Annotated in this window: 25 protein-coding genes; 9 read left to right on the top strand and 16 right to left on the bottom strand. The window is 35.7% G+C overall.

The window, feature by feature from the left end; translation table 11 throughout:
* Positions 1 to 18: 18 nt before the first annotated feature.
* Both IEV74_RS06685 and IEV74_RS06680 read right to left on the bottom strand, forming a co-directional pair.
* Positions 19 to 492 carry a hypothetical protein gene (locus IEV74_RS06685; RefSeq protein WP_188454582.1) on the bottom strand — a complete coding sequence of 158 codons (474 nt, stop codon included), beginning with the start codon at positions 490 to 492 and terminating at the stop codon, positions 19 to 21.
* Between the two features lie 61 nt (positions 493 to 553).
* Complete coding sequence (locus IEV74_RS06680; RefSeq protein WP_188454581.1) at positions 554 to 760, bottom strand: DUF1657 domain-containing protein; 207 nt, start codon at positions 758 to 760, stop codon at positions 554 to 556.
* A gap of 200 nt (positions 761 to 960) precedes the next feature.
* Here IEV74_RS06680 and IEV74_RS06675 point away from each other — a divergent pair, with 200 nt between their 5' ends.
* Positions 961 to 1,410: a hypothetical protein gene (locus IEV74_RS06675; RefSeq protein ID WP_188454580.1), complete on the top strand. Its 450-nt coding sequence runs from the start codon at positions 961 to 963 to the stop codon at positions 1,408 to 1,410.
* A gap of 665 nt (positions 1,411 to 2,075) precedes the next feature.
* Here the strand turns inward: IEV74_RS06675 and nfsA are convergent.
* From nfsA to IEV74_RS06660, 3 genes are all read right to left on the bottom strand, one after another.
* Complete coding sequence (gene nfsA / locus IEV74_RS06670) at positions 2,076 to 2,819, bottom strand: oxygen-insensitive NADPH nitroreductase (protein ID WP_188454579.1); 744 nt, start codon at positions 2,817 to 2,819, stop codon at positions 2,076 to 2,078.
* Positions 2,820 to 2,831: 12 nt separating this feature from the next.
* Positions 2,832 to 3,557: a hypothetical protein gene (locus IEV74_RS06665; protein WP_188454578.1), complete on the bottom strand. Its 726-nt coding sequence runs from the start codon at positions 3,555 to 3,557 to the stop codon at positions 2,832 to 2,834.
* Between the two features lie 106 nt (positions 3,558 to 3,663).
* Entirely contained in the window at positions 3,664 to 3,849 is a 186-nt protein-coding gene (locus IEV74_RS06660) for a hypothetical protein (protein WP_188454577.1), read from the bottom strand.
* Between the two features lie 221 nt (positions 3,850 to 4,070).
* Between IEV74_RS06660 and IEV74_RS06655 the strand changes: the two genes are divergently transcribed.
* The 5 genes from IEV74_RS06655 to IEV74_RS06635 all read left to right on the top strand — a co-directional run bounded on the left by IEV74_RS06655 (position 4,071) and on the right by IEV74_RS06635 (position 10,368).
* Positions 4,071 to 5,333 (top strand): molybdopterin molybdotransferase MoeA, encoded by a 1,263-nt coding sequence (locus tag IEV74_RS06655; RefSeq protein WP_188454576.1) that lies wholly within the window; start codon positions 4,071 to 4,073, stop codon positions 5,331 to 5,333.
* A 26-nt stretch (positions 5,334 to 5,359) separates the two neighbouring features.
* On the top strand, positions 5,360 to 6,376 hold the full coding sequence (moaA, locus tag IEV74_RS06650) for a GTP 3',8-cyclase MoaA (RefSeq protein ID WP_188454575.1): 1,017 nt from the start codon (positions 5,360 to 5,362) through the stop codon (positions 6,374 to 6,376).
* A 23-nt stretch (positions 6,377 to 6,399) separates the two neighbouring features.
* A complete protein-coding gene (locus tag IEV74_RS06645; RefSeq protein ID WP_308418980.1) occupies positions 6,400 to 6,819 on the top strand; it encodes a YwpF family protein in 420 nt (139 codons plus the stop codon).
* A gap of 192 nt (positions 6,820 to 7,011) precedes the next feature.
* The gene (locus IEV74_RS06640) at positions 7,012 to 8,376 is read left to right on the top strand and encodes a TrkH family potassium uptake protein (protein WP_188454574.1); all 1,365 of its coding nucleotides are present in this window, start codon (positions 7,012 to 7,014) and stop codon (positions 8,374 to 8,376) included.
* Positions 8,377 to 8,406: 30 nt separating this feature from the next.
* Positions 8,407 to 10,368: a sensor domain-containing protein gene (locus tag IEV74_RS06635; protein WP_188454573.1), complete on the top strand. Its 1,962-nt coding sequence runs from the start codon at positions 8,407 to 8,409 to the stop codon at positions 10,366 to 10,368.
* 90 nt (positions 10,369 to 10,458) lie between these two features.
* Here IEV74_RS06635 and IEV74_RS06630 read toward each other — a convergent pair whose 3' ends face one another.
* The 3 genes from IEV74_RS06630 to IEV74_RS06620 are packed head-to-tail and all read right to left on the bottom strand — an operon-like array spanning position 10,459 to position 14,132.
* Positions 10,459 to 11,919: a sodium/proline symporter gene (locus IEV74_RS06630; RefSeq protein WP_188454572.1), complete on the bottom strand. Its 1,461-nt coding sequence runs from the start codon at positions 11,917 to 11,919 to the stop codon at positions 10,459 to 10,461.
* A 47-nt stretch (positions 11,920 to 11,966) separates the two neighbouring features.
* A complete protein-coding gene (locus tag IEV74_RS06625; protein ID WP_188454571.1) occupies positions 11,967 to 12,929 on the bottom strand; it encodes an ornithine cyclodeaminase family protein in 963 nt (320 codons plus the stop codon).
* Positions 12,930 to 12,965: 36 nt separating this feature from the next.
* Entirely contained in the window at positions 12,966 to 14,132 is a 1,167-nt protein-coding gene (locus tag IEV74_RS06620) for an NAD(P)/FAD-dependent oxidoreductase (protein ID WP_188454570.1), read from the bottom strand.
* Positions 14,133 to 14,313: 181 nt separating this feature from the next.
* Here IEV74_RS06620 and IEV74_RS06615 point away from each other — a divergent pair, with 181 nt between their 5' ends.
* Positions 14,314 to 15,495 carry a PucR family transcriptional regulator gene (locus IEV74_RS06615; RefSeq protein WP_188454569.1) on the top strand — a complete coding sequence of 394 codons (1,182 nt, stop codon included), beginning with the start codon at positions 14,314 to 14,316 and terminating at the stop codon, positions 15,493 to 15,495.
* Between the two features lie 49 nt (positions 15,496 to 15,544).
* Here IEV74_RS06615 and IEV74_RS06610 read toward each other — a convergent pair whose 3' ends face one another.
* The 5 genes from IEV74_RS06610 to IEV74_RS06590 all read right to left on the bottom strand — a co-directional run bounded on the left by IEV74_RS06610 (position 15,545) and on the right by IEV74_RS06590 (position 19,640).
* Positions 15,545 to 15,670 carry a YjcZ family sporulation protein gene (locus IEV74_RS06610; protein WP_099157903.1) on the bottom strand — a complete coding sequence of 42 codons (126 nt, stop codon included), beginning with the start codon at positions 15,668 to 15,670 and terminating at the stop codon, positions 15,545 to 15,547.
* A 306-nt stretch (positions 15,671 to 15,976) separates the two neighbouring features.
* Entirely contained in the window at positions 15,977 to 17,125 is a 1,149-nt protein-coding gene (locus IEV74_RS06605) for a S1C family serine protease (protein WP_188454568.1), read from the bottom strand.
* A 97-nt stretch (positions 17,126 to 17,222) separates the two neighbouring features.
* Positions 17,223 to 18,383 carry a zinc ribbon domain-containing protein gene (locus IEV74_RS06600; RefSeq protein ID WP_188454635.1) on the bottom strand — a complete coding sequence of 387 codons (1,161 nt, stop codon included), beginning with the start codon at positions 18,381 to 18,383 and terminating at the stop codon, positions 17,223 to 17,225.
* 292 nt (positions 18,384 to 18,675) lie between these two features.
* Positions 18,676 to 19,200: a signal peptidase I gene (gene lepB / locus IEV74_RS06595; RefSeq protein ID WP_188454567.1), complete on the bottom strand. Its 525-nt coding sequence runs from the start codon at positions 19,198 to 19,200 to the stop codon at positions 18,676 to 18,678.
* Positions 19,201 to 19,274: 74 nt separating this feature from the next.
* Complete coding sequence (locus IEV74_RS06590) at positions 19,275 to 19,640, bottom strand: PilZ domain-containing protein (protein ID WP_188454566.1); 366 nt, start codon at positions 19,638 to 19,640, stop codon at positions 19,275 to 19,277.
* A gap of 184 nt (positions 19,641 to 19,824) precedes the next feature.
* Here IEV74_RS06590 and IEV74_RS06585 point away from each other — a divergent pair, with 184 nt between their 5' ends.
* Positions 19,825 to 19,989 (top strand): aspartyl-phosphate phosphatase Spo0E family protein, encoded by a 165-nt coding sequence (locus IEV74_RS06585; RefSeq protein WP_188454565.1) that lies wholly within the window; start codon positions 19,825 to 19,827, stop codon positions 19,987 to 19,989.
* Positions 19,990 to 20,039: 50 nt separating this feature from the next.
* Here the strand turns inward: IEV74_RS06585 and IEV74_RS06580 are convergent, their stop codons facing one another.
* A complete protein-coding gene (locus tag IEV74_RS06580; RefSeq protein ID WP_188454564.1) occupies positions 20,040 to 21,194 on the bottom strand; it encodes an aminotransferase A in 1,155 nt (384 codons plus the stop codon).
* Between the two features lie 139 nt (positions 21,195 to 21,333).
* Between IEV74_RS06580 and IEV74_RS06575 the strand changes: the two genes are divergently transcribed.
* Positions 21,334 to 21,501, top strand: a complete 168-nt coding sequence (locus tag IEV74_RS06575) for an FbpB family small basic protein (protein ID WP_188454563.1) — start codon at positions 21,334 to 21,336, stop codon at positions 21,499 to 21,501.
* A 60-nt stretch (positions 21,502 to 21,561) separates the two neighbouring features.
* On the opposite strand, the gene ric is transcribed toward IEV74_RS06575, so the two are convergent.
* Together ric and IEV74_RS06565 are read right to left on the bottom strand one after the other, a co-directional pair.
* Positions 21,562 to 22,257: an iron-sulfur cluster repair di-iron protein gene (ric, locus tag IEV74_RS06570; protein ID WP_188454562.1), complete on the bottom strand. Its 696-nt coding sequence runs from the start codon at positions 22,255 to 22,257 to the stop codon at positions 21,562 to 21,564.
* Positions 22,258 to 22,355: 98 nt separating this feature from the next.
* Complete coding sequence (locus tag IEV74_RS06565; RefSeq protein WP_188454561.1) at positions 22,356 to 23,264, bottom strand: DMT family transporter; 909 nt, start codon at positions 23,262 to 23,264, stop codon at positions 22,356 to 22,358.
* Positions 23,265 to 23,696 lie beyond the last annotated feature (432 nt).

Here is a 23,696-nt window from a genome sequence, read left to right as displayed (position 1 = left end):
TGAAATCCACTCTTTTCGTTATGTTTGTTCCTTCATTAATTTAGTAATGTGTTTTAATTCTTTTTTTATTTGTTTGTTTGAAATTTCCTTTGCTTTAATCTGCCTTTCCAGTCGATTGAGTTCAAATATTATTTTCTTATCAGTTGACAGTTCGGTGTGTAGTTTAGGAAATTCTTCCTTTAGTTCTTTTGCATATTTTTTTCGTATAGCAGCCAATTGAAAACGTTTGTTTTGATGGACTTCAATAGCTACAACTAAGGTTTCATCCGAATTGACTGCCTTAATTGCTGTAATCTCATCATGTTTGCTTAAGATTTTTTTTGCCTTATTCGCTTTTTGCTGGTTAACAAAACTATTGTTGGCAATTTTGGTGTATTCAACGTCTTGAACGTCATTTTTCGCTGAGTTGGAATTACTGTTGGGACTGCAGCCAAATAAAAAAAGCATTAATCCAAAATATAAAATTAATTTTTTAACGTTAATGTTGATCACCTTTTTCTTTACGGATATGTAAGTGCGAGGTTGTTGCCTCACGCAACCTCGCATAATCCTTTTATTGTTGTTTGTATTGCGGTTCTTCTTGTTCTATTTGTGCAACTCTTGGTTCAACATTTTGTAAGATAGCCTGCGTTTGAGTTGCTGCATCTTGATATAGTTGTTTTGCTTGTTTATTTTGAGTTTGAAGGGCAAATTGTTCAAAGCTTGCCTGTGCACTTTTTAACCCTGCAATGGTTTGTTTAACCTGTGATGCTACTGTCATGTATTTATCCTCCTTTTATTAACCTGCTTTCACTAGTTATAGTTGTATTTTTGTCACATAATTATACTCATTGTTTATTTCCTATATATGTTAATATTGTAATAATAAGAAAGTTTTGCGTATATTATTGTAAAAAATTGAAACATTTGACTGATTTATTACGTCATATATAGTAAGGGGTTTTGGGGAGGCAATTAGCATTGAAAAAGATGAAGTTAATTCCAGTTATCCTTATTCTGTTTATTTGCCTGAGTGGAATCATTTATTGGATATTCCAGGCAGACAATGCGACATTGGCGGTAAATAAGACTGGATCAAAGCAAATTGATGATTTTATATTACATATTAAGGTGGAAAAAACAAATAATGGAATATGTGTTTATCGATCTATTCAGTATGTTGGTGATAAGCCAATTGAAATTACACATTATACCCCATTAGTATCTGTTTCTTTAAATAATAAAAACCATGATTTTACTGGAAGTCCTGTAACGAAAAAACTGGAGAAAGGCAATAGCTATCATCCGCATGGTTCTATATTGGTTAAATCTCCAGGTAAAGGGACATATGATTTGTATAGTAGGGCGCGGTTCAGTGTTGATGGTGAGGAAATAGTAATTGATTATGTAGAAAACCTTGTATTCGAATAAAACAACTGGCAGGTGGTTTTTATACAAAAAGGGACTGGTACATAATTGAAGCGTATGCTCAAAAGACGAACGATTAACAGGATGGACTGCATAGATTACTTTTCCAACGGTAGGAACTTAATACGCAGTTGACGTAAACTGCGACGTAAGGAATAATTCATATTCCGATAAATTAAAACTAGCTTGAGAATATTATAAAATAACCGGCAATATCATATGTAGTGCATTATAATCTCATTGCAATGATTTACCCTCATACTAGCAGCCCGTATACACGGAGACTCCTGTGGGAGATGAGGCATCGGTGAGACCCCGGAGCGCGTCAGCGTGAGGAGGCTCATCAGCCGCCCACGTAAAGCGTAGTGTATACGGGCTGCGGGACCAAAGAGCGTCCAAAATGATGCAAAATCACCACAAGCATTTATGTCGCAGTTTACAGACAATTTGCAGTAGGGATTACGAATACCTAAAAAAATATCCGAACAAATGCAAATTCAAATTTAAGAATTCATTGTTCGGATTTTTCTTTTTGACTAACATACTTTTGTCCCAGTCACTTTTTGAATATATTTTGTTTTTTCCTAATCTGAATCAATAGCGCCAATTTATAAATGGTGACTTAAAGTGTTGTTTCATTCGTTTGTGCGTAATAATGAAGATGTTTATTATCGTTTGTTTAGTTTTTTATCCTTCACAAATTGGGTTACATCCATCCGAATTGGGTTGGTGTACTTTCGGATCATTTGATCAGACCAAGTATCTGTTCTTGCATTTTCTCCTCGTTGTATATAATATTTTTCAAGGTCTTTGTCAAATTGTTCAATTAGGCTTGTTTGTTTTTTAATATCATATGTATTTTCATGGTAAATGACGTTTAACGGTAAACGAGGTTTTTGTTCCGGTTGATGAGCAGGGTATCCGACAGCTAAACCGAATAAGGGTATTACATAGTCTGGAAGCTCCAGAATATCATTTACAGATTTGATATTATTACGAATTCCTCCAATATAACAAACACCTAATCCCATAGATTCTGCGGCAATTACGGCATTTTGTGCTGCAAGAGCAGTATCAATTGTCGCAACTAGAAATTGTTCGGTACTTTCTATGCTTTCCTTCATTTTTTCTTGGTCTTCCTTTGATGCTAAATGATATATACGATTCAAGTCAGCACAAAATAGAAAGAGATGGGAACTATTCTTAACATGTTCATGTCCAGAAATAGTGGTTAATTCTTCTTTAATGGTTTCGTCCGTTATGCCGATAATTGTGTAGGCCATTACATAACTGGAGGTTGATGCATGCTGTGCGCATTTAACAATCGTTTTTATTTGCTCTGGTGTAATTGGATCGTTCTTAAATTTTCGAATGGAACGGTGACGAAGGATTGTTTCAATTGTACTGTTCATGTTAAAAGCTCCTTACTCATTTTGTTGAATGCTAAATTGTATACTAGTCGTTTTACTGCCGGTCTCTTGCCAGTTCTTGAGAAGATTTGCAGATGGTTCTGTTACTGTGGGAATTCTTGCTGTCAATGTATGGTCATCAAGCCACTCAGCAGTAACAATCGGCCAGCTGAAATGTAATAGTTTTGATTCGTTTGTTTCATTTACCAATGATACAGGCTGCCAATTCTTTAAGTCAATTACGACTAAATCGGATAATGGAACGGGTAAAAATGTTTCTCGATTAAATTGCAGCAGAATTTTTGAATGATCCGGTGAAAGCTTTGTCTGAATTGCTTTTGCCAAATCCGCCACAAGAAAAGCCTGATTCTCTTTACTTTGATCAAGCAGTAAATAGGAACATAATTCCTTCTGACATGAGAATTCAAGTAAATAAATGTCCCTTTCAATCGCATCAATTTTGAGCATCTTCATTTGTTCAATTGCTATTTCTTGATCCTTCATGGCATAAAGGTATTCGTTTAGAATCGGCACCATTTCTAAATTAATCATTACTTTTTCATCCGGAAGAGCGAATTCAATAAATTGATCTATGTCTTCTTTGTTTTTCTGTTCAACCAATTCCGGTTCTTCATTTGGATCCGCTGCTTTAGTACCCTTTTTTACGATAACTGGATCATCCTTTGAGCAAGCCGCAAGCAGCAATAATAGTAAAAATAATAAACTAACTCGTTTAAACATATTGTACGCTCCCATTTAAAAGTAATTAGTTATAGAATATAATAAATTATACAATAATTTATTGATAAAACAAAAAAACACCGCATGAAGCGATGCTCTTTTTTTACTATATGTTCTTTTGGTCCTCTTGTTCATCATTGCTTGTGCCATGTGATAGGTAGTCTTCATTTAATTCTTCTTTTTCTTTAATGGACAGGGAAGCATCCGAGTTTGGATCTTTACCTTTATATTTAACTGTAATGAAAACACCTGCAGCAATTAGTATGATAATTACTATATATAACAGTGTCATTTTCAATCCGCCCCTAAATTATACTTGATTTATAGCGTTTCCAAAATTCTATACTTCATAATACCCATTATAAATTTTCATCAAACATTGTGAGCTGAGATGTGATATTTATCATATCTTATCAAATTACAAGCGTTATAATAATGTAGAAGGAAAAATTATCAATTACGCGTTTTCTTTGTTAAACTAACTATAAAGTCTTGTGTGAAAGGGTGAATCAGATGGTTGAAATACGAAAGCCAATACCTATTCAAGTAGCAGTAAATAAAGTAATGAATTATAGTAGACTGGGTAATTTGGAGAAGGTTTCCCTGGACGATTGTGATGATAGACGTCTAGCCGAGCCAATTATTGCTAAGCATCCTATTCCACCCTTTACTAAATCACCTTATGATGGTTTCGCACTGCGATCGGCTGATACGGAGCAAGCATCACTTCATAATCCTGTTGAATTTGAAGTGGTTGAACACATTGGTGCGGGAATCGTCCCAACGAAAAGGGTACGAAAAGGGCAAGCGACCAGAATTATGACCGGGGCCCAAATTCCTGAAGGTGCTGATTGTGTAGCGATGTTTGAGATTTGTCAATCCTATGAACGAAACGGTAAAAATTACATGGCAATAAAACGTACTATGGATAAAGGACAGAACATCATAAATAAAGGATCAGAGGTAGAGATGGATGATATTCTCATCAAAGCTGGTACATATATAAACCCAGGGGTAAAGGCATTACTTGCAACTTTTGGGTATAGTGAGGTAACGGTTGCCAAAAAACCTGTAATAGGTGTCATTGCCACTGGAACTGAATTATTAGACATTAATGAGGAACTTCAGCCTGGAAAAATCCGTAATTCGAATGCATATATGATTGCATCGCAAATTAAGCGGGCAGGCGGTCAAGTCATTTATTTTGGAAAGCTGGAGGATGAGTTTGCTTCAAGTTACGATACGATAAAGAATGCGCTGCATAAGGTAGACATGTTAATTACTACTGGAGGTGTTTCTGTTGGTGATTTCGACTTAATGCCTCAGATTTATGATAAATTAGGTGCTAATGTACTTTTTAACAAAGTGGCCATGCGTCCCGGCAGTGTAACAACGGTTGCAGTAAGAGAAGAACAGCTATTATTTGGTTTATCAGGTAACCCATCAGCCTGTTATGTTGGATTTGAATTGTTTGTCCGTCCAATCATCCAGAGGCTGCAGTACAGTAATAAGCCTTTTTTAAAACGAATTGATGCCGTGTTGCTGGAGGACTTTCCAAAGCCCAACCCATTTACTAGATTTGTTAGAAGTTATTTGGTTTATGAGAATGGAAAAGTAGGTGTACGTTTGGCGGGTATGGATAAATCAAACGTTGTTACTTCATTAGCATACAGCAGTGGGTTAATGGTTTTGCCAGGAGGGACAAGAGGCTATAAATCAGGTGCACCTATTGAGGTATTGTTGCTAAACGAACAGGAAGGTCAAAAGGATTTTTGAATGAATATGTTAAAGAGGTGAATCCAATGTCGGAAAAAGCAATAAAAGACCATTTTGGCAGAACATTAAAGGATTTGCGCATTTCTGTAATTGATAAATGTAATTTCAGGTGCTCGTATTGCATGCCAAAGGAAATTTTTGGTGATGATTACCCATTTCTACCTGAAAGTGAATTATTGAGCTTTGAGGAAATTACTCGTTTAGCTAAAAGTTTTGCAGAATTAGGAGTTGAAAAAATTCGTATTACCGGTGGAGAGCCGTTGCTTCGAAAGAATCTTGATCAGCTCATTATGGAACTGAATAAAATACCCGGAATCCATGATATAGCACTCACGACAAATGGCATATTCTTACCTAGAAAAGCGAAAAAATTAAAAGAAGCTGGATTAAAACGTGTTAATATTAGTCTAGATGCAATTGATGATGAAGTGTTTAAGGCTATTAATGGAAAAGGCGTTGTTACACTTCCAGTTTTGAAAGGCATCGAGGCAGCACAAAAAGCTGGACTAAAAGTAAAAATTAATATGGTCGTAAAAAAAGGAATGAATGATAATCAAATTTTACCGATGGCGAGGTACTTTAAGGGGAAAGACATTATTTTGCGCTATATTGAATTTATGGACGTTGGCAATCATAATGGCTGGGACATGGATAATGTTATTTCCAAGAAACAGATTATCGATCAGATAAATGAGGAAATGCCTTTAGAACCTGCTGATGAGAATTACTATGGCGAGGTTGCCTCCAGATACCGTTATATAGATGGAGATGGAGAAATTGGGGTTATTTCATCTGTAACGGAGTCGTTTTGCGGGACATGTACAAGGATCAGGCTTTCAGCGGATGGTAAATTGTATACTTGCTTATTTGCATCAAGCGGTTATGACATTCGGAGGGAATTACGTGAGGGACTGACGGAAGAGCAATTGAAAGAAAATTTAGCATCGTTATGGCACCAGAGAAAAGATCGCTATTCAGATGAGCGAACAGAGCAAATAAGCAAAAACAAGAAAAAAATTGAAATGTCCTATATTGGCGGCTGATTATTTTTTATATACTTTAGGAGGTGGGTGAACTGAAGACGTTTAAATTGAAGACATTGGATATTCTTGAAAGTAATGATGAAGATATCATACACCATGAGATTCCATTATTAGACGGATTAATTATAAACAGGGAAGATGACCAGAACCGCTGGGTTATTGAAGCTTATGTAAAGCATGATCTTCTAACATTTTTCAATGATTTAAAGTCTAAAAAAGATGAAGTAATGGTCCAGGTTAAAATAACGAAAGAAAGCAATACACCTGCAACGTTTATTACACAGATTATCTCAGTGAACGAGATTGGCCCCCATATGAACATTTTATTTATGGGTCAAATTGTGGACCGGCAAAAAGGGATAATCAAAGAAACTCTGCAAAAATTAGTCGAGGAAGGCTATCAAGGTGAATCATTAATTAAAAAGTTTAAAGAAGAAATATAGGATTAGGTTAGCAGACACCCATTGCTAACCTTTTTATTTTGAGATATAATTTTCAATTTTGCTATGGAATTTTTCGTGAAAATATAAAATTGCCGAAAATGCAAGCAATTCTTTTTCCTGCCTGCTATAATGGGGTTAAAGTTTTACAAGCAGTAACCGATATAATATTAGAAGATATTAAGGAGTAGCATTATGTTTGTTCAACATCCATTGTTTCGCTGGGTTAGCAAATTATCCCCGGTACAGCTTATATTAGTATTTTATTTTCTTGCAGTAATCGTTTCGACAATTATCCTGGCATTGCCGGTAGGACATCTGGATGGCGTACATATTCCATTTATAGATGTTCTGTTCACTGCGGTAAGTGCTATGAGTGTGACGGGTTTAAGCAGCATCAATATTGCTGAAAGTTTTAATTCAATAGGCATTATTTTGCTTGCTTTTATTCTTCAATTAGGGGCAGTAGGTGTAATGGCAATTGGAACATTTATTTGGCTGCTGCTCGGTAAAAAAATTGGCTTGAAAGAACGGCGTTTGATTATGACAGACCAAAACCAGACAACGTTCGAGGGTATGGTTCGTTTAATTAAACAAATTGTGTTCGTTTTATTTACGATAGAGTTCATTGGTTTTATTATTCTTGGTACATATTTTCTTCAATATTTCCCGACTGCTTCTGAAGCTTATTTACACGGTTTTTTCCAAACAATCAGTGCTACAACAAATGGCGGATTTGATATAACAGGACAATCACTGATACCTTTTAAAGATGATTACTTTGTCCAATTTATTAATATGCTTTTAATTATTTTCGGGGCGATCGGATATCCTGTGCTGGTAGAACTGAAAGAATTTATGTTTGCAAGGACAGATAATCGAAGAAACATGCGTTTTTCTTTATTTACAAAGGTTACAACATTTACATTTTTTTCATTAATTTTTGTTGGTGCAGTTTTCATCGCCCTGTTGGATATTGGAAATTTTTTTAATGATAAATCATGGCATGAGATACTGTTCTATTCATTGTTTCAATCCGTAACAACAAGAAGTGGCGGATTAGCGACAATGGACGTTAGTTTGCTGACAGAACCAAATCATCTATTTATGTCATTCTTAATGTTTATCGGTGCATCACCGAGCAGTGCAGGAGGAGGTATTCGTACAACAACATTTGCATTGGTTGTTATTTTTATCATCACTTATGCACGGGGTGGAAACAGCATTCGTCTGTTTAGACGTGAAGTACATGATGAAGATTTGCTGAAGGCTGTTACAGTAACATTAATGGCGTTTATCTTTGTGTTTTTCTCCATTCTTATTATTTCTATAATGGAGCCATTTTCATTATCACAAATTTTATTTGAAGTTACTTCTGCGTTTGGGACAGTCGGTCTATCACTGGGCATAACGGATGAATTAACAGCACTGAGCAAAGTAATCCTAATGATTTTAATGTTCATAGGCAGGGTAGGGATAATCACATTTTTATTTATGTTTAAAAATAATAAAAAGAGCGGGAAATACCATTATCCAAAAGAAAGAATTATTATCGGATAATCAAGCTTTTAGGTTTTGGGGAGGAAGTCAATGTCTAATTATGAATTGGAAATACCCATCCATCAGCAGGTTTTAGCTAATTTGAAAGAAGCGGTTCTTTTTGTTCATGAAAATGGAGCAATACTTAGCGGGAATAACACAGCCTTTGCATTGTTAAATATGGAGAATAAGGATAGTGCTTCTGTTCTCGATTATTTGGATTTTGCTCTATTAAAGGAAAAAAATGAATCTCATTTATTAATGGAACAGAAAAATGAAAATGGCAAACTGATCGAAGTTAAGTCGATTAGGATTAATAATTTGGTTTATTGTTTAATCATGAGTCACCTTTCATTACAGGACAAGACAGAAGAGGTTAAAAAATATATTAACAAGCTAATACAGAAAAGTGCTGAGGGTATGGTGATGTACGATAATGATAAGGTAATAGATTGTGACTCCACCTTTGCCAAGATGTTTGGGTATAACAGGGAGGAAATTATCAATAGCCATATCTCTTCGCTAATTGACGAAAAGAGCATGTATCAGCTGAAACAAGTAATCCATAACAATCCTGAAAAGTCATATGAGTTAACGGCATTGAAGAAAGATGGCACGCATTTTTATATCGAAATGATGGTTCATCCATACAACAATCAAGGTGAAATAATACGTGTTGCTATCGTCAAAGACATCTCTGATCGAATTGAAAATGAAAAGCGTATAGAATTTATGGCCTATTATGACGAGCTTACTGATTTGCCGAATCGAAACTTTTTTAACAAAGTATTAAGAGAAGCGATCGATCAAGCTGAGAAAAATAATGAACTGCTGGCTGTTTATTTTATTGATTTAGATTATTTTAAGGAAATAAACGATACATTGGGTTATGCGTTTGGTGATCAGTTGCTGAGAGCGTGCGGTGAACGTTTTAAAGCGTTTCTCGAGACAGACACATTCATCGCTAGAATGGGCGGGGACGAATTTCTTATTCTACAGCGGCATACAAAAGATAAAAATGCTGCAGTTGAACTGGCGGAGAAACTAATTGCTGAATTTGAAAAACCAATAAAAATTGATGATTATGAGATATTTACTTCCGTAAGTATTGGGATAAGTATTTTTCCGGAAAATGGCAAAAATCCAAATGATTTAATCAAACATGCTGATTCTGCAATGTATGTCATTAAAGAAAGACATCGGAACAATTACAATCTTTTTGAATCCTCCATTTCTGAAAATTTTAAAACAATGCTTACGATGGAAACTGAGCTGCGAAAGGCATTAAAGGAAGGACAATTTGAGCTTCATTACCAGCCGCAGAAAAACCTTGGATCAGGTAAAATTGTTGGCCTTGAGGCATTATTACGCTGGAATCACCCTTTAAAAGGATATATTTCCCCTGATGAATTTATCCCGCTTGCAGAAAAGACAGGATTAATTATTGATATCGGAGATTGGGTGCTAAGAGAAGCGTGCAGGCAAAATATGGCATGGCAGGACAAAGGGTATCAGCGTGTAATTGTAAGTGTTAACCTATCTGCAAAACAGTTTCATCAAAAGGAACTTGTGGAGAAGGTAGAAGAAATTTTGAACGAGACAGGATTAAGACCGCACTATTTGGAACTAGAAATAACGGAAAGCATGGCTATGTCTAACGAAGAATATATACTGGAAACTATGGTACGCTTAAGAAAGCTTGGTGTACTGGTGTCCATTGATGATTTTGGAACTGGGTATTCATCATTAAAGTATTTAAGTATCTTTCCAGTAACAAAGCTTAAAATTGATAAAATGTTTATGGATGAAAATCAAAAGCAGAATCAAGCCATTGTCAAATCCATTATTCACATGTCCCATTCTCTAAATATGAAGGTAATCGCTGAAGGAGTAGAAACCATAGAGCAGCTGACCTTTCTAGAAAAAGAAAAATGTGATGAAATGCAGGGATTTTATTTCAGTAAACCGCTGCCACCAAAAGATTTAACGAAATTCCTGAGGCCAGTTCAATAATAAACACCACCTGCAAAAAATAGGATGCGGGTGGTGTTTATTTCATTGCCCGTGATAATGGATTATCACTTTATCAAGCTATATATCTATTCATAAGGCTTCTTTAGCTGAAATCGTGTTTACCTTTTCTTTGTTGTCCGGCATTACCAGACTAAAGACAACCCCAAATAGCAAAGCAATAAAAAATGTGGTGAATTTTGATGTTATAATGCCTTCTAATGGTGTGCTGATCCATAGAATTGTAGATAATAATCCAGCACTAACGGTCGCCACAACTCCCGCACTAGAATAGCGTTTCCAGAAAAATGTCATTAAAATGGCAGGGGAAAGGGTACAACCGACACCTGCCCAGGCCCAGCTGACCACAAGATATAGGAGTGACTCTGACACAAGAGCGATTGTCATCCCGATTAGGCCGAATATGACAACAGACAAGCGAGAAATCCATACTAATTGTTTTTCAGTCAATTCAATTCCTAATGCTTTGTGAATAATGTCTTCACTAACAGAACTAGTCACGACTAACAACTGGGAATCTGCCGTTGTTATAATTGCTGCAAGCACCCCAGCAAGCAAAATGCCAGCAAACCAGGCGGGGAAGAGATCAAGAATCATTGTTGGTAAAATGATTTCTACATCATTAAACGAGCCTTGGTCATACATGGCAATTGCAGCAAGTCCGATCATGAATGCACCACCATATGCCAGGAATGTCCAAATGATTGCAACTGTACTTCCTTGGTTGGCTTCTTTATTATTCTTAAGCGCCATAAAACGGGCGCTTAACTGAGGCTGTCCACCTAAAAAACCAAAGAACCATGAGAAGTTGTTAAAAAATAGTACCCCTATGGCAAATCCCGTCAAGCCACCAAACCAGGAATTATAGGAATTTCCTGCCTCAACAAGTGATTGACTGATCGATAAATCATTGGTGTTAATATAAATTAGGGCAGCAATTGGTAAAGCGACTAAAGTGATTAGCATCATAATACTTTGAATCATATCAGTCCAAACGACAGAAATAAATCCGCCACCGATTGAAACTACGATGATTACGATTGTAGCTAATATAACACCAGCAGCAGGGGCGAGACCAAAGGTAGTAAATAGCATCTTGCCTGCACCTGCCATTTGCGCACCTACATAAAACATCAGAAATCCAGCAATCAATACCCCCGTTAACCAGCGTATTAATTTCGCCTTTTGCCCGAAGCGTACTGCTAAGTAATCAGGAAGGGTTAAGACGTTATATTTATCGGTTTCATTCATGAATTTTTTTGCTAAAAATAGCCATGAAAAGATGATACCAATCGCAATTCCAGCGGCAACCCAAACACCGGATAATCCTGTCATAAAGACGAATCCAGTATACCCCAATAATAACCATGCCGATTCTCCTGTTGCACGTTCGGAAAAGGCAAGTGCCCAGCCAGGAAGTTTTTTTCCTCCTAGTAAAAAGTCCGAGTGGGTCTTGCTTCGCCGACTAAAATAATACCCGATACCCAAAATGACAATACAATACAAGATAAACTCAACAATGATTATATTCATAACACCCTCCACCTCAGATTTATTTGATTAAACCAGTATTACGCAATTTAGTTTAATGGGATACCAACCCCTTTGCGTAACGCCTGTTGATAGATCAAATTTGCAACAACTACATCAAACAATGCCATTCCCGTAGATTTGAATACGATTGTTTTATCACGCTGTAAAGTAATATTAGATTTGGAGATTATTTGGGAAGACATTGTTTGAATAAAATCATTTGTTATCCAGCCATTTTCTATTGGGACGGCAATATCACCTGATTCTATTATTGCATCGTTTGTATCAACAAATAGGTGGTCCACTAGGCGATACAAGACATCAGGAAATTCCCGCATCGTGGGTTGAAACGATCCAATGCCGATAATCAATTTATTTTTTAATAGGTCTGGATTTTCTGGGAGTACAGGAACTTTAGAAGTTGTGGAGGTAATGATAATATCTGCATATTCGATAGCTGTGTCAGCTGATTCCATTGAATGGATCTGGATCTCTTTTGCAAGCCAAGGTTTAAGGGATTCAATAAACGCTGGAAGTCTATCAATCGAACGATTATATAAGTAAATATCTGTAATCGGGCGTTCCGTGCAAGCTGCGATTGCTTGGTATAGACCTTGTACACCGGTCCCGATAATCGCAAGTTTCGCAGCATCAGCTTTTGCCAAATGGCGTACTGCGGAACCGCCAATAGCTCCAGTTCTGAATCCTGTTAGAAAGGATCCATCAAGCAATGCTCTTATTTCACCATTTTCATGGTCATTTAAGATTACTAGTCCATGTAATACCGGATGTTTTGTGTTATTGGGAAATGAGGTAACAAGTTTTGTTCCGATGGCATTATTGGTTATACACGGCATTAAAAGCAATGTATTATCCTTGTCCACTACCTGCATCCGAGTTGGCATATGAAAATGATTGGATTCATATACATGATAGGCTTCATCAATAGCATCGATAACATCCTTCATTGACACAGCATTCTTAATAGCAGTTTCATTTAAAAATAACATTAGGTTCATCCTTTCTATTGTAGTAGGGTTGTCTTGTTAAACGATCGCACCTTCGACTATCAATCGGTTTTCTGCAAAGCGTTCGAAACATAGTGGCGACAGATCAAGTGTTTCATAGTGACCGGTTCGAATAAGCTCGGATAATCCTTTTCCAATTGCTGGTGCCTGCTGCATTCCGTGCCCGCTGAATCCACAGGCAATATAATAACCTTTCAGTTCGGGATGTTCACCAATTATTGCATTTTGATCCTCTGTATTGTAGCTATACATTCCTGCCCATCCACCACCTATTTTGGCCTGTTCAAAGTTGCTGATTCGTTGAGCCAATATGGGCCACAATTGTTCCATAAAAAACGATCGTTTCCAAGTAAAATCAATACCTGGCTTTACTTTTTCAGAGAAACCAGATATCAGCTGGTTTCCTTCGTGGCGAAAATAAACGCCCGTCGGATCAACCGTTAATGGTAGGTCATTGGTTAATGGTTTTGCAATATCAAATTGAATGATCTGCCTTTTTAATGGAACAATTGGTAAAGGAAGATGGATTGTATCGCTAAGCTCTTTAGCCCATGGACCGGCACTATTAATTACGATAGGCGAGCGATAGATGTCCCCATTGGATAAACGAATACCGAATAAGCCCGATTCATCGCGTAAGATTGTATCTACCTCTTTGAATACATATGTTGCGCCTAGCTGCTTTGCCTTTCTTGCATACCCCTGCATGACGGAATAGGGATCCAAATAGCCATCTTCGCTGCAGTAAAGTCCACCTTCTAAATCATCAATCGTTAACTCAGGAATAATTGTCAGCAATTCTTCTTTAGTTAACAGGTCTGATGGTACACCGTAATGCCGTTGCAATTCCATTTGCTTTTGCAGCTGATTTATTGTTTCATTTTTTGTGAGAAATAAATACCCGCGTTGTTTAAAATCGATTTCAGCTTTTTCCCCATTAATCGCCATATCTTCAGGAAAGGATTTATATTTTTGAAGGCTGTAGCGACTAATTTGAATATTTATAGCTGTCGTAAATAATTGTCTGATTCCACCGGCACTCCTTGGAGTGGAGGAGAATTCGTATAATCTGTCTTTTTCAAATATAGTAATTTCACCGTTATACCCATCATTTAGTAGATTGTATGCAATGCTTGAGCCGATAACACCGCCACCAACAATGATAATATCCGTTTTCTTTTGCAACAGTTTCACCCCAGATTCACCGTAATTAGATAATTCCTAAGATTATATCTATTTATAACGTATTGTTATGATAAAAATCTATGTATAATTTGAACAAAAATTATTCATAAGTATGGACTTATTTAAACTATCGGAATTGTGTTAAAATAATATTACGGTTAGAATATAAGGGGGATGTGACATGGATAGCTTCGTACAATATGCACAAAGAATAGTGAAAGCGGTTTCAGAAATTTCTCCATTTCCTATAAGTTTAAGTGATGAAAAAGGGTATATTATTGGAGATACAAACATATCGCGGATTGGCAGTTTGCATAAGCCCTCAATTGAAGTAATTCAGGAAAATAACGCTATATTGTATGATAATGAGAAAATCTCAAAAATGAATAATGTTTTACCTGGCGTAGCGGTACCATTAACGTTGGACTACAAAACGGTTGGAGTATTAGGGATTATTGGCGACCCAAAAGAAGTAGAACCGTATGCAGATCTTATAAAAAAGTATGTAGAGATGATGTGGAACGAAACGATACGTACACATATAGAGGATTTAGAAGCAAAAACGATAGAAACATTTGTACAATACATTTTATTAAATGAAACAGTAAATAAAGAGAGAGTTAGGGAATATTGCCGCATGCTGCAAATTGATTATTCCTGTAATAGATATTGTATATTAATAGATATCGGGGATTCATTGCTTGAAAACGTACAGGATAAGCAACAGGCTTTTTTGCTTGATAGTTTTAAGAAAACGTTGCTTGACTGTGTCACAAGAGCATTTGGTCAACATGGATCCAGTATTTGTGCATTTTTAAATACAGAAAAAATTGTTTTGCTGAATACATCAGAAAATGAGAATGAATATCTTGTCATGATGAAAGAGTTTATGAATAAAAGTCAGCAATTTCTGCAAATGCTGACTGTCTATCATATTCATCAAGTGTCCATTGCAGCCGGAAATATGTGCTCGTCCATTGATCGTTTATATCAGTCTTATCATGAAGCTGAATCACTTACAAGGTTTGGCCGGAAAACGGCAATAAGCCCAGCTGTTTATACATATTATAATTGGAAGATATTGCTTGAAATGCTCCCATTTCGAATTGATTCTGACATGCATGGGAAATTATTGCTGCGTTTACGGCCACTTCTCGATAACGATGCCTTCGATGAATTAAGGTATAACTTTATAACCTACTGTGATAATAATATGAATATAAGTAAGGCGGCAAAAGCTTTATATATTCACCGGAATACACTGATTTATAGATTGAAAAAAATAGATTCCCTCACATTATTAAATACCAGCTGTTTTGAACATTGTACATTACTTTATTTGGTTTTAAAAAATGTATCGTAATTTAAAAAAATGCTTGTGCTAAAAACGTTAGCACAAGCGAAAAAATGAATTAGCAATAAAATGCTGTTCCTACAATGATTAGAAGAATGAAAAGCACCACTATCAGCGCGAAATTATTGTTATAACCATATCCTTGATATCCACAACCACCGTATCCACCATAACCGTATGGCATACCATTTCACCTCCTGAATGTTTACAGTTATACTATATGTATAAACAACCAAAATGTATGGACGTTTTCATTAGATGTGTATAAAAAAATAAGTAAATAGCACATAAATTATTTCATGTATTATCGGCTATTTTCTTATATTTTTTCATCCTTCCAGTAAATTGTTGCGTAAATAAAAACGCCCCTGTATATAACTTCGCTTTCCGGAATAGCGGCGGAGGCATCAGATACGTAGCATTTATGTCTTTGGCGATAATTAGCAGCGTTGATAAAGGATTATAAAAAGTGAGTACAGCAATGTTGAACTCACTTTTTATTTTCTTTGACATCAATATTCAATATTTTTAATTGATCATTTTCATAACCTATCGTAAATGAATAGGTGTACTGTTTCTTTGTCGTTTCCTGTTGATTTTGCAATTTTGTTTCCGAAGTTACGTTTACTGATGTTATTATATTGTTATCATCTGAAATAGTACCTGAAAAATCATCATATACCAAATTTGTGATATGAACATACCCTTCCCTGAAGTTCGAATAGGTATTTTCTGCCTGCATATCACTGCCAATCAATGTGTAGGCACCGACATAATCACGCGCTAGAATACTATCAAAATAGTATTCAATTAAATATTGTGCGTCTTGTTTAAATTGTTCGGGATCAAAGTTGTTGACAATATCAGATGTACTTGCATAATCTAACTGATCTGCCTTTGCTTGGGCTGACCATTCCTCAATTTGTGAATAAACATTCGCGATAGGGATGCTGAATCCAATTGTTCCGTCTTCAGTACCAACTGAGTTTATCCCGATTACTTCACCGGTGGAACGTTTTATTAACGGACCCCCGCTGTTCCCATGAGTGATTTGGGCGGAAATTTGATAGATATCTTCATAATTAAAATTGTTAAGTGAAAAATTTCGTTCTGTCCCAGAAATAATGCCAAGTGTAACTGTATTCTGAAATCCATGCGGACTGCCAAGTGCAATAACCTCGTCACCGATATCCGTTTTATCATCCTCAGATGCTACTGGAAGTGGTGTCTGACCAGCAAGCTGGGGAACACGGATCACTGCTATATCCGTATCCTCGCCAATACCGACGACAGCTGCCGGGAAAATCTTAGCATTTACTGTACGGACATAAATAACATCTGCGTCCTTTACAACGTGGGCATTTGTAATGATATCTCCTTTTTCATTATAAAGAAAACCTGATCCGGTTAAGGTGCTTTCTGAATTTTGTGCTTCAATTTGCATGACATTTTTTTCAGCATCATGGATGATTGTTTTAAGATCCAATACCTTTTCGTTTGTACTTACTTTATTAATTCCCGGGTTATTTACGGATACTCCTTCAGACCGCCATTGCTGGTGTATAAGAAACATTCCAGTTACTCCAATGATTACAATCAGAATAGATACAATAATTGGTCCGTATTGTTTTTTATGCATGAAGTTCACTCCGTTAATGGCTAGTATAATTTAAACAACGAAATCGGCAGTCCCGCCGATTTCTTCGTATCTGACTTCTGTTTTGGTTTCTGACCACTTAATCCGTATACCATTTAATTTTGTTAACCTTTATATCAATGTCTTTCTCTTTCTTGTCTATATCAAAATGGGTAAATTCAAATTTTCCAGTTTCATCAGGATAGAGTGTATCAGGATAAACATAAATTTCATTTGTAAGAAATTCTTCTCCATTCTTTGTTGCTAATGAATATTCTATTTGCACAGAATTGATTGGAATTGTTGCAATACTTTTGACTTTGCCTTTAACAACCAGTTTTCCTTGTTCATCACTTTCTGCTTTTACAGAAACTAGTTCTATGGCATCATTTTCATTTAGCTTCTGTTCTTCGGCAGCGGTGCTGATTGCTTGCTCAATACGTTGCTGCTGTGCGGTTTCAAATGCAATTTTCTCCTTATCAATGGTTGTTTTTAAGCTTTGCAGTTTGTCTGATTCAGGTGCATATTTTAAACCGTCGTCGACCATAATACTTGCATCGGAGAATTGCTTTTTGTTAAGTAATTCACTTGCTTTGGAAAACGAGTAATCAATTATTTGGTTGCGAATGGTAGCTGTTATTGCCTTGGCTTCATCATTTTTGATGGCATCTGCTTCCCATAGTAATATTTTCAAATCATCAATAGTTGGGCTTTGTTGCAATTCATAATTCAGCTGTTCAATTTTAGTCGACTGTCGCTGTGAAACAATGGTATTAATTAATTCCGTTACGATCGTACCATTGAAATTTTTAAGTAATTTCTCAGCTTCATTAATGAACGACAAGGCTTTCTGAAATTCTTGATTTTCTACTTGTTCTTGAGCATCCTGTAATTTTGCCTGAAGCTTTTGAACATTTCCCATAAAATCTCTGGAAACTTTTGCCTCAGTCATATTTTGTTTATGATTAAATGCATCTTGAAAAAGTTCTTTTGCTTCTTTGTAATCTCCTTCAAGTGCACTTTTTTCACCTTGCTCATAAAGCTCCTTCGCTTCAGCGGTTTTATTTTGCAAGAACAAGTAATATATTCCAGAAGTAAATAAAAGAAATATTGTAATGAATATAGGTACATACCAGAGTTTATTGAATTGCTTTTTAATTCCCAAACGATCGTAAACATCATTGGGCTGCTGTCTGCCGCAATTAATACAATAAAGCTCATCTTCTTTAACTTTTGTGCCGCAATAAGGACAATGGGGCATTCTAAAACCTACTTTCAATGCGAGTAAACAATTTTAGCACGAATAACTTCATTTTATCATATTTTTCTTTATTTAGGACGAGAATGCTGGTATGATAGGGAAGAGATAACGCTATACGTTTTACAATCTATTGGGGTTGTTATGCTACTACATATTAGGGGGTGTCGCATGATGTGGGAAACTGCTTTTGGGATTATCTGTTTTGGAATCATAGTGCTGTTTATTGGTTACTGTGTTTTTGATAATGAATAATAAATAAGGGCCGGACAAAGTATGTCTGACCCTTAAAAATCTATCTCGTCATTGACCAGTCATCGAATGGATAAATAATAAATTCTGATCTTCCAATAATGTCTTCCTCGTTAATAAACCCTAGGCCATTTCTGCTGTCTCTGCTGATGGCGCGGTTATCACCCATTACAAAATACTTACCTTCTTTTACTTTAACAGGTCCAAAATTGCCAGTATTATTAATGGCTTCATTGCTAATAAACGTTTCCGTATATTTTTCTCCGTTTATAAATAATTGATGATTTTTCATTTCTACTGTTTCCCCAGGTAACGCTATAACTCTTTTCACATAATTTTTAATAGGGCGCTGGATTATGATGATATCTCCGCGTTCCGGTTCACCGATTAAATAAACAAATTTATTGAAAATTACTCGTTCTCCATCCTCCAATGTTGGATACATGCTGTCACCCTCAACTATAGATGTAGCAAATACAAAAGTTCTCAGAAAAAAAGCAAGTAATATTGCAATAAAAATAGCTTTTGCCCATTCTAACCATTCATTTTTCTTTTTCGTTTCACCCAAAGAAGACATCCTCTCTTGAAGCTCAGGTTTTACACTATAGCATGCTGCAAAGGAGACACGAAATAGTTGGGATACTAAACGTTCTCGGCATTTTTTTGTTTCGTTTTTACAATTTCTTTAAGTGCTGCTATCATGTTTTTTTGATACGATTCGTCTGTATTTAATTGTAAGCCAATTTCGATTAAATTACTATACGATTTTGTCCAGCTCACCTTGCCTAATGCATGAAAATGGACGGAATTTAATGTATAAGCTAATTTAATTTCCGTTTCTTTTGAAAGTGCAATATTATTTTTACACTTTATTTTGGCACCTTGATTACTTATATCCAAAAGGAGAACACTAATTGTAACAGTATCATGGTCATTCAGCTTTGTTAAAGTACCGCTAACAGGCTCGTCAAAAGAATAGCGTAATGGCTCATTTCGTTTAAAATACATGGCAAAATTCTCCTCTATTAGAGTCTATATAAAAAATAACATTTATCCACTAATAATAATAGTTATTTGCATATTAAAATAATCTTTATTATTGGGTTGAAAAGCTTGTCATAAATTCTTTAACTATGCTAAAGTTAACTATATCGAACACAGGTACGAAGCGGGAGGTTGAAGAGAAATAGTAATGTGCGCTACAGAAAAGCTTTTAGAACGAATTGAATTTTTACGAAATAAAATGACAGAAATAGCCTTGGATAAAGGTTTTACTAGTGCTGAATCAATAAATATAAGTCAGGAACTGGATAGGTTATTAAATTTATACAATAATGTAAAACAATCGCAAAAATAATAATAATGGTTATACACACGCTGTTTCAGTATCTTTTTTCATGCATTTAGTCATTGGACCTGAAGAAAGTCTTCTAAGCGATCCAACCCTTTTTCAAGCGTATTGAAATCATACGCATAAGACAGCCGCATATATCCTTTGCCTAAATTAGAGAACGATTCTCCCGGTACTAATGCTACTTTTCCTTTACGTGCTAATTCTAATCCCAATTCAAACGATGTCATGTTATGAATAGGGAATTTTGGGAAGAAGTAAAAAGCTCCTTCAGGTATATTTACATCCAAGCCCATTCTTACCAATCTTTCATAAACGTAATCCCGCCGCTTTTTGTATGACTCACACATTAATGCAGGATCTGCTTGACCAGCTGTTAAAGCCTCTAATGCGGCATACTGGCTTATGGAAGAAGCGCAGGATACATTGTATTGATGCACTTTTAACATGTGGGAGGAAAGCCACGCAGGTGCAAGCAGATAACCGATACGGAACCCTGTCATTGCATGTGATTTCGATAATCCATTAACAACAATAGTTTTGTCCCTAACCTCAGGAAAACTCGCAATCGATACATGCTTATGGTCATATACCAGTTCACTGTATATTTCATCTGCCAAAATAAAAATGTCTTTATTTTTTAAAACAGACACAAGGTCACATAATTCCTCCTTCGTGAATGAAGCCCCTGTCGGATTTGATGGGTAGGGGAGCACAACACATTTTGTTTTGTCCGTTATATGGTTTGCTAAGGCTTCTTTTGTTAATTTAAAGTTATCTTTCGTTGTATCCGCATGAATTGCTTTTGCTCCCGCTAATGTTATGAGTGGTTCATAGCCTGGATAGATAGGTCCGGGAAGAATAACTTCATCATTTGGATTTAAAATTGTGCGAAAGGTTATGTCCAGTGCCTGTGAAGCCCCAGTTGTAACAATTATTTCATTTTCGGGATTATAACAAATGGAATAATTTGCTTCGTTATATTCTGAAATTGCTTTGCGTAATTCGATGATACCAGCATTGTGTGTGTATGTTGTTTTGTTTTGCATCAACGCATGAGATGCTGCGTTTTTAATATGCTCTGGCGTATGGAAATCGGGCTGCCCAATTGTTAAAGAAACAATATCTGTTTCATTTGCTACTAGATTAAAAAATTTCCGTATTCCAGATATTTCAATACTCTTTACCATTCTATTAAGTGATTGCTGCAAAATATTACCCCTCCAAAAGTATAGTAGTATAAAAGTTTCACATAATGTTCAAATAATTTAGATTTATAAATCAAAAATTAGGGTATACTTAGTATAGAAAACTTACAAACATAGGTACCCGAATAAAGGAGTGTTACAGATGAGACCAAAAACACAACGTTTCGAACAACTTGTAAATCAAAATAGACAAGAGTTAATGCAGGATGAAAAAAGATTAATGCAAATTGAAAATCGTTTAGAAAAAAAACAAACGAAACTTGTTGCAGAGAAACAAAATCGTTATTCCCTATATGATAACATAGGATGATTAGGGTTATGTAAAAAAAAGAATGGCGTAAATTGCCATTCTTTTTTTTACATTAATTTTTTACAGTTTCTTAAATAAAATATTATTTTCTAAATGAACGTGCTGGAATGTATCTGTTTCCATATCGGATAATCGTGAATAGGTAATACGATACGACCTGCATGCATCCTGCGGTGGTTCAAAGCCATTTGTGATTTCCCGCATTCTTTTCAGCAGATTTCCCGCAGTTTCATGTTCATTCTCCAATCCGCCATTTGCCTCGTGAATATGCTGCAGCAGTGTACTGTTCGGATTCTTTTCATATTCGTTGATTAAAGGGAAAACTTCCTGTTCCTCATTGATCATATGTTTTTCCATTTCTACTTTAAATTCATTGTATGACTTGTGTAATTCCTCTAAGTGAGGATGGTTTTTCCCGTGAACCCGAAGTATTTTCGTTACAAATTGTCCTAATGCTGGCAGTTCTTCATTTAAATAAGCATGGTGCGTATGAACAATATGATCAATTAATTCAGCAGGGGAAAGCGCATCCCAATCTGTTATCTCATGATCCTCGTTTTGCCACTTATCGTATGCTGTGTTTAATTCCGATAACACTGCTGCTGCATCAATTTCGATTGTTGAAAATGTTTGACTCAGTGGTTTTTCGCCACCGCAGCAGAAATCAATCCGATGCTGCTTAAATAAATCACTTGCCTTTGGGAAAACCTTTACAATTTCAGCTGGTGTATGTTCAGCGGTAAATACCATTATCATTACCTCCTATTTGTTAATTCAATTCCATGATAACGGTTAACCCTGAACAATGTAGTGATAGAAATCACACTTGCAGGTAAAAATTTTCATTGACTTGTTCATGATACAGATTCCCAATTTCTCTTTTTTATTGGCCGATTGGAATACGCTTGAATTAGAATTACTGATCCTATAATACAGACCATGCCTATCAATTGGATAAAGGTAAATGCTTCATGAAAAATAAAGACGCCAATAAGTGTTGCCACGACAGGCTCTATAGTTGTTAAGATAGATGCCTTTGATGCTTCCGTTTGGTTCAATCCATATGTATAAACGATATAAGCTAGTGCTGTCGGAAGAAATCCTAGTCCAAATGCATATAGTAAAACAGTAGGGTTAAGTAATAGATGAAATTTTGTTTGGTATGGAAAAAAAGGCAGTAATGTGACACTTGCTATCATAAAGGTGTATGTCGTTATACTTAAACTCGAATACTTTTTCAATGCAAATTTACTAAAAATACTATACAAAGCATATCCGAGTCCAGATCCTATTCCAAATAAGACACTGGTAATTTTAAATGCATTTAAATTTAATGGGATTAATCCGACTATAAAACAGGTTCCAAGTAATGTAATAAACAGGGCTAGTAGCTTTATTCGTGTTAACGGTTCTTTAAACAGTATGTAGGAAAGAATCGTTACGAAAGCAGGTGCGGTATATAATAAAGCTGTTGCGACAGGTATAGTAGATAAGTCAATTGCTGTAAACATACAATAGTTAAAAAAGATGATACTGAAAATTCCTGTACCTATAAAATATTTAATATCACCAAATGATTGGAGCTTTAATTTTTTAGGGGAGCGAAATAGCATATAAATAAGCAAAATAATAGCAGTAGTCCACGCTCTTAATGTTACGACCTCCATAGGTGTAAAGCCTAATTCGTTTAAATTTTTGACATACCAGCCAATTGTGCCCCATAATGCTGCTCCCAGGATGATATAGATAAAGGCTTTGTTCAACGTTAGATCTCTCCCATAAACAATCAGTCTTTTTAGAATAATTTATGTTTATTATAGCAAATAAAGGTCAATGCTTACTAATAAACCATACTGAAAGGGGTTGTATTTGGTGCTTTTTTCTAGTTTTGATTTGATTCATTTCACACAGCTTTTTTTGATGGGTCTTAGTGCAGAACAGCTATTTTTTATCCTTATTTTTATTGGGATATTAATTTTTTATCATTTATTACAACCTATCATTCAATGGTTTGTAACAGTTCAATCTACTAGAATCCTCAGCTACATCATTTCCAGTTTACTTATATTAATTTGTATTTTATTTATTAGTGTTCACCAGCAGGACGCATTTACGAATTTAATAAAAATTTCATTACAATGTTTAGCGGCTTTTGGTTGTATTCTTTTTCTAGTCCAATGGTTTCGTTTCATTTT

It is taken from the genome of Virgibacillus oceani (genome assembly GCF_014638995.1).
In the GTDB taxonomy this organism is placed as follows: domain Bacteria; phylum Bacillota; class Bacilli; order Bacillales; family Amphibacillaceae; genus Virgibacillus_E; species Virgibacillus_E oceani.
Note: the sequence above shows the minus strand (reverse complement) of the source record. Positions and strands in the feature narration are given on the sequence as shown.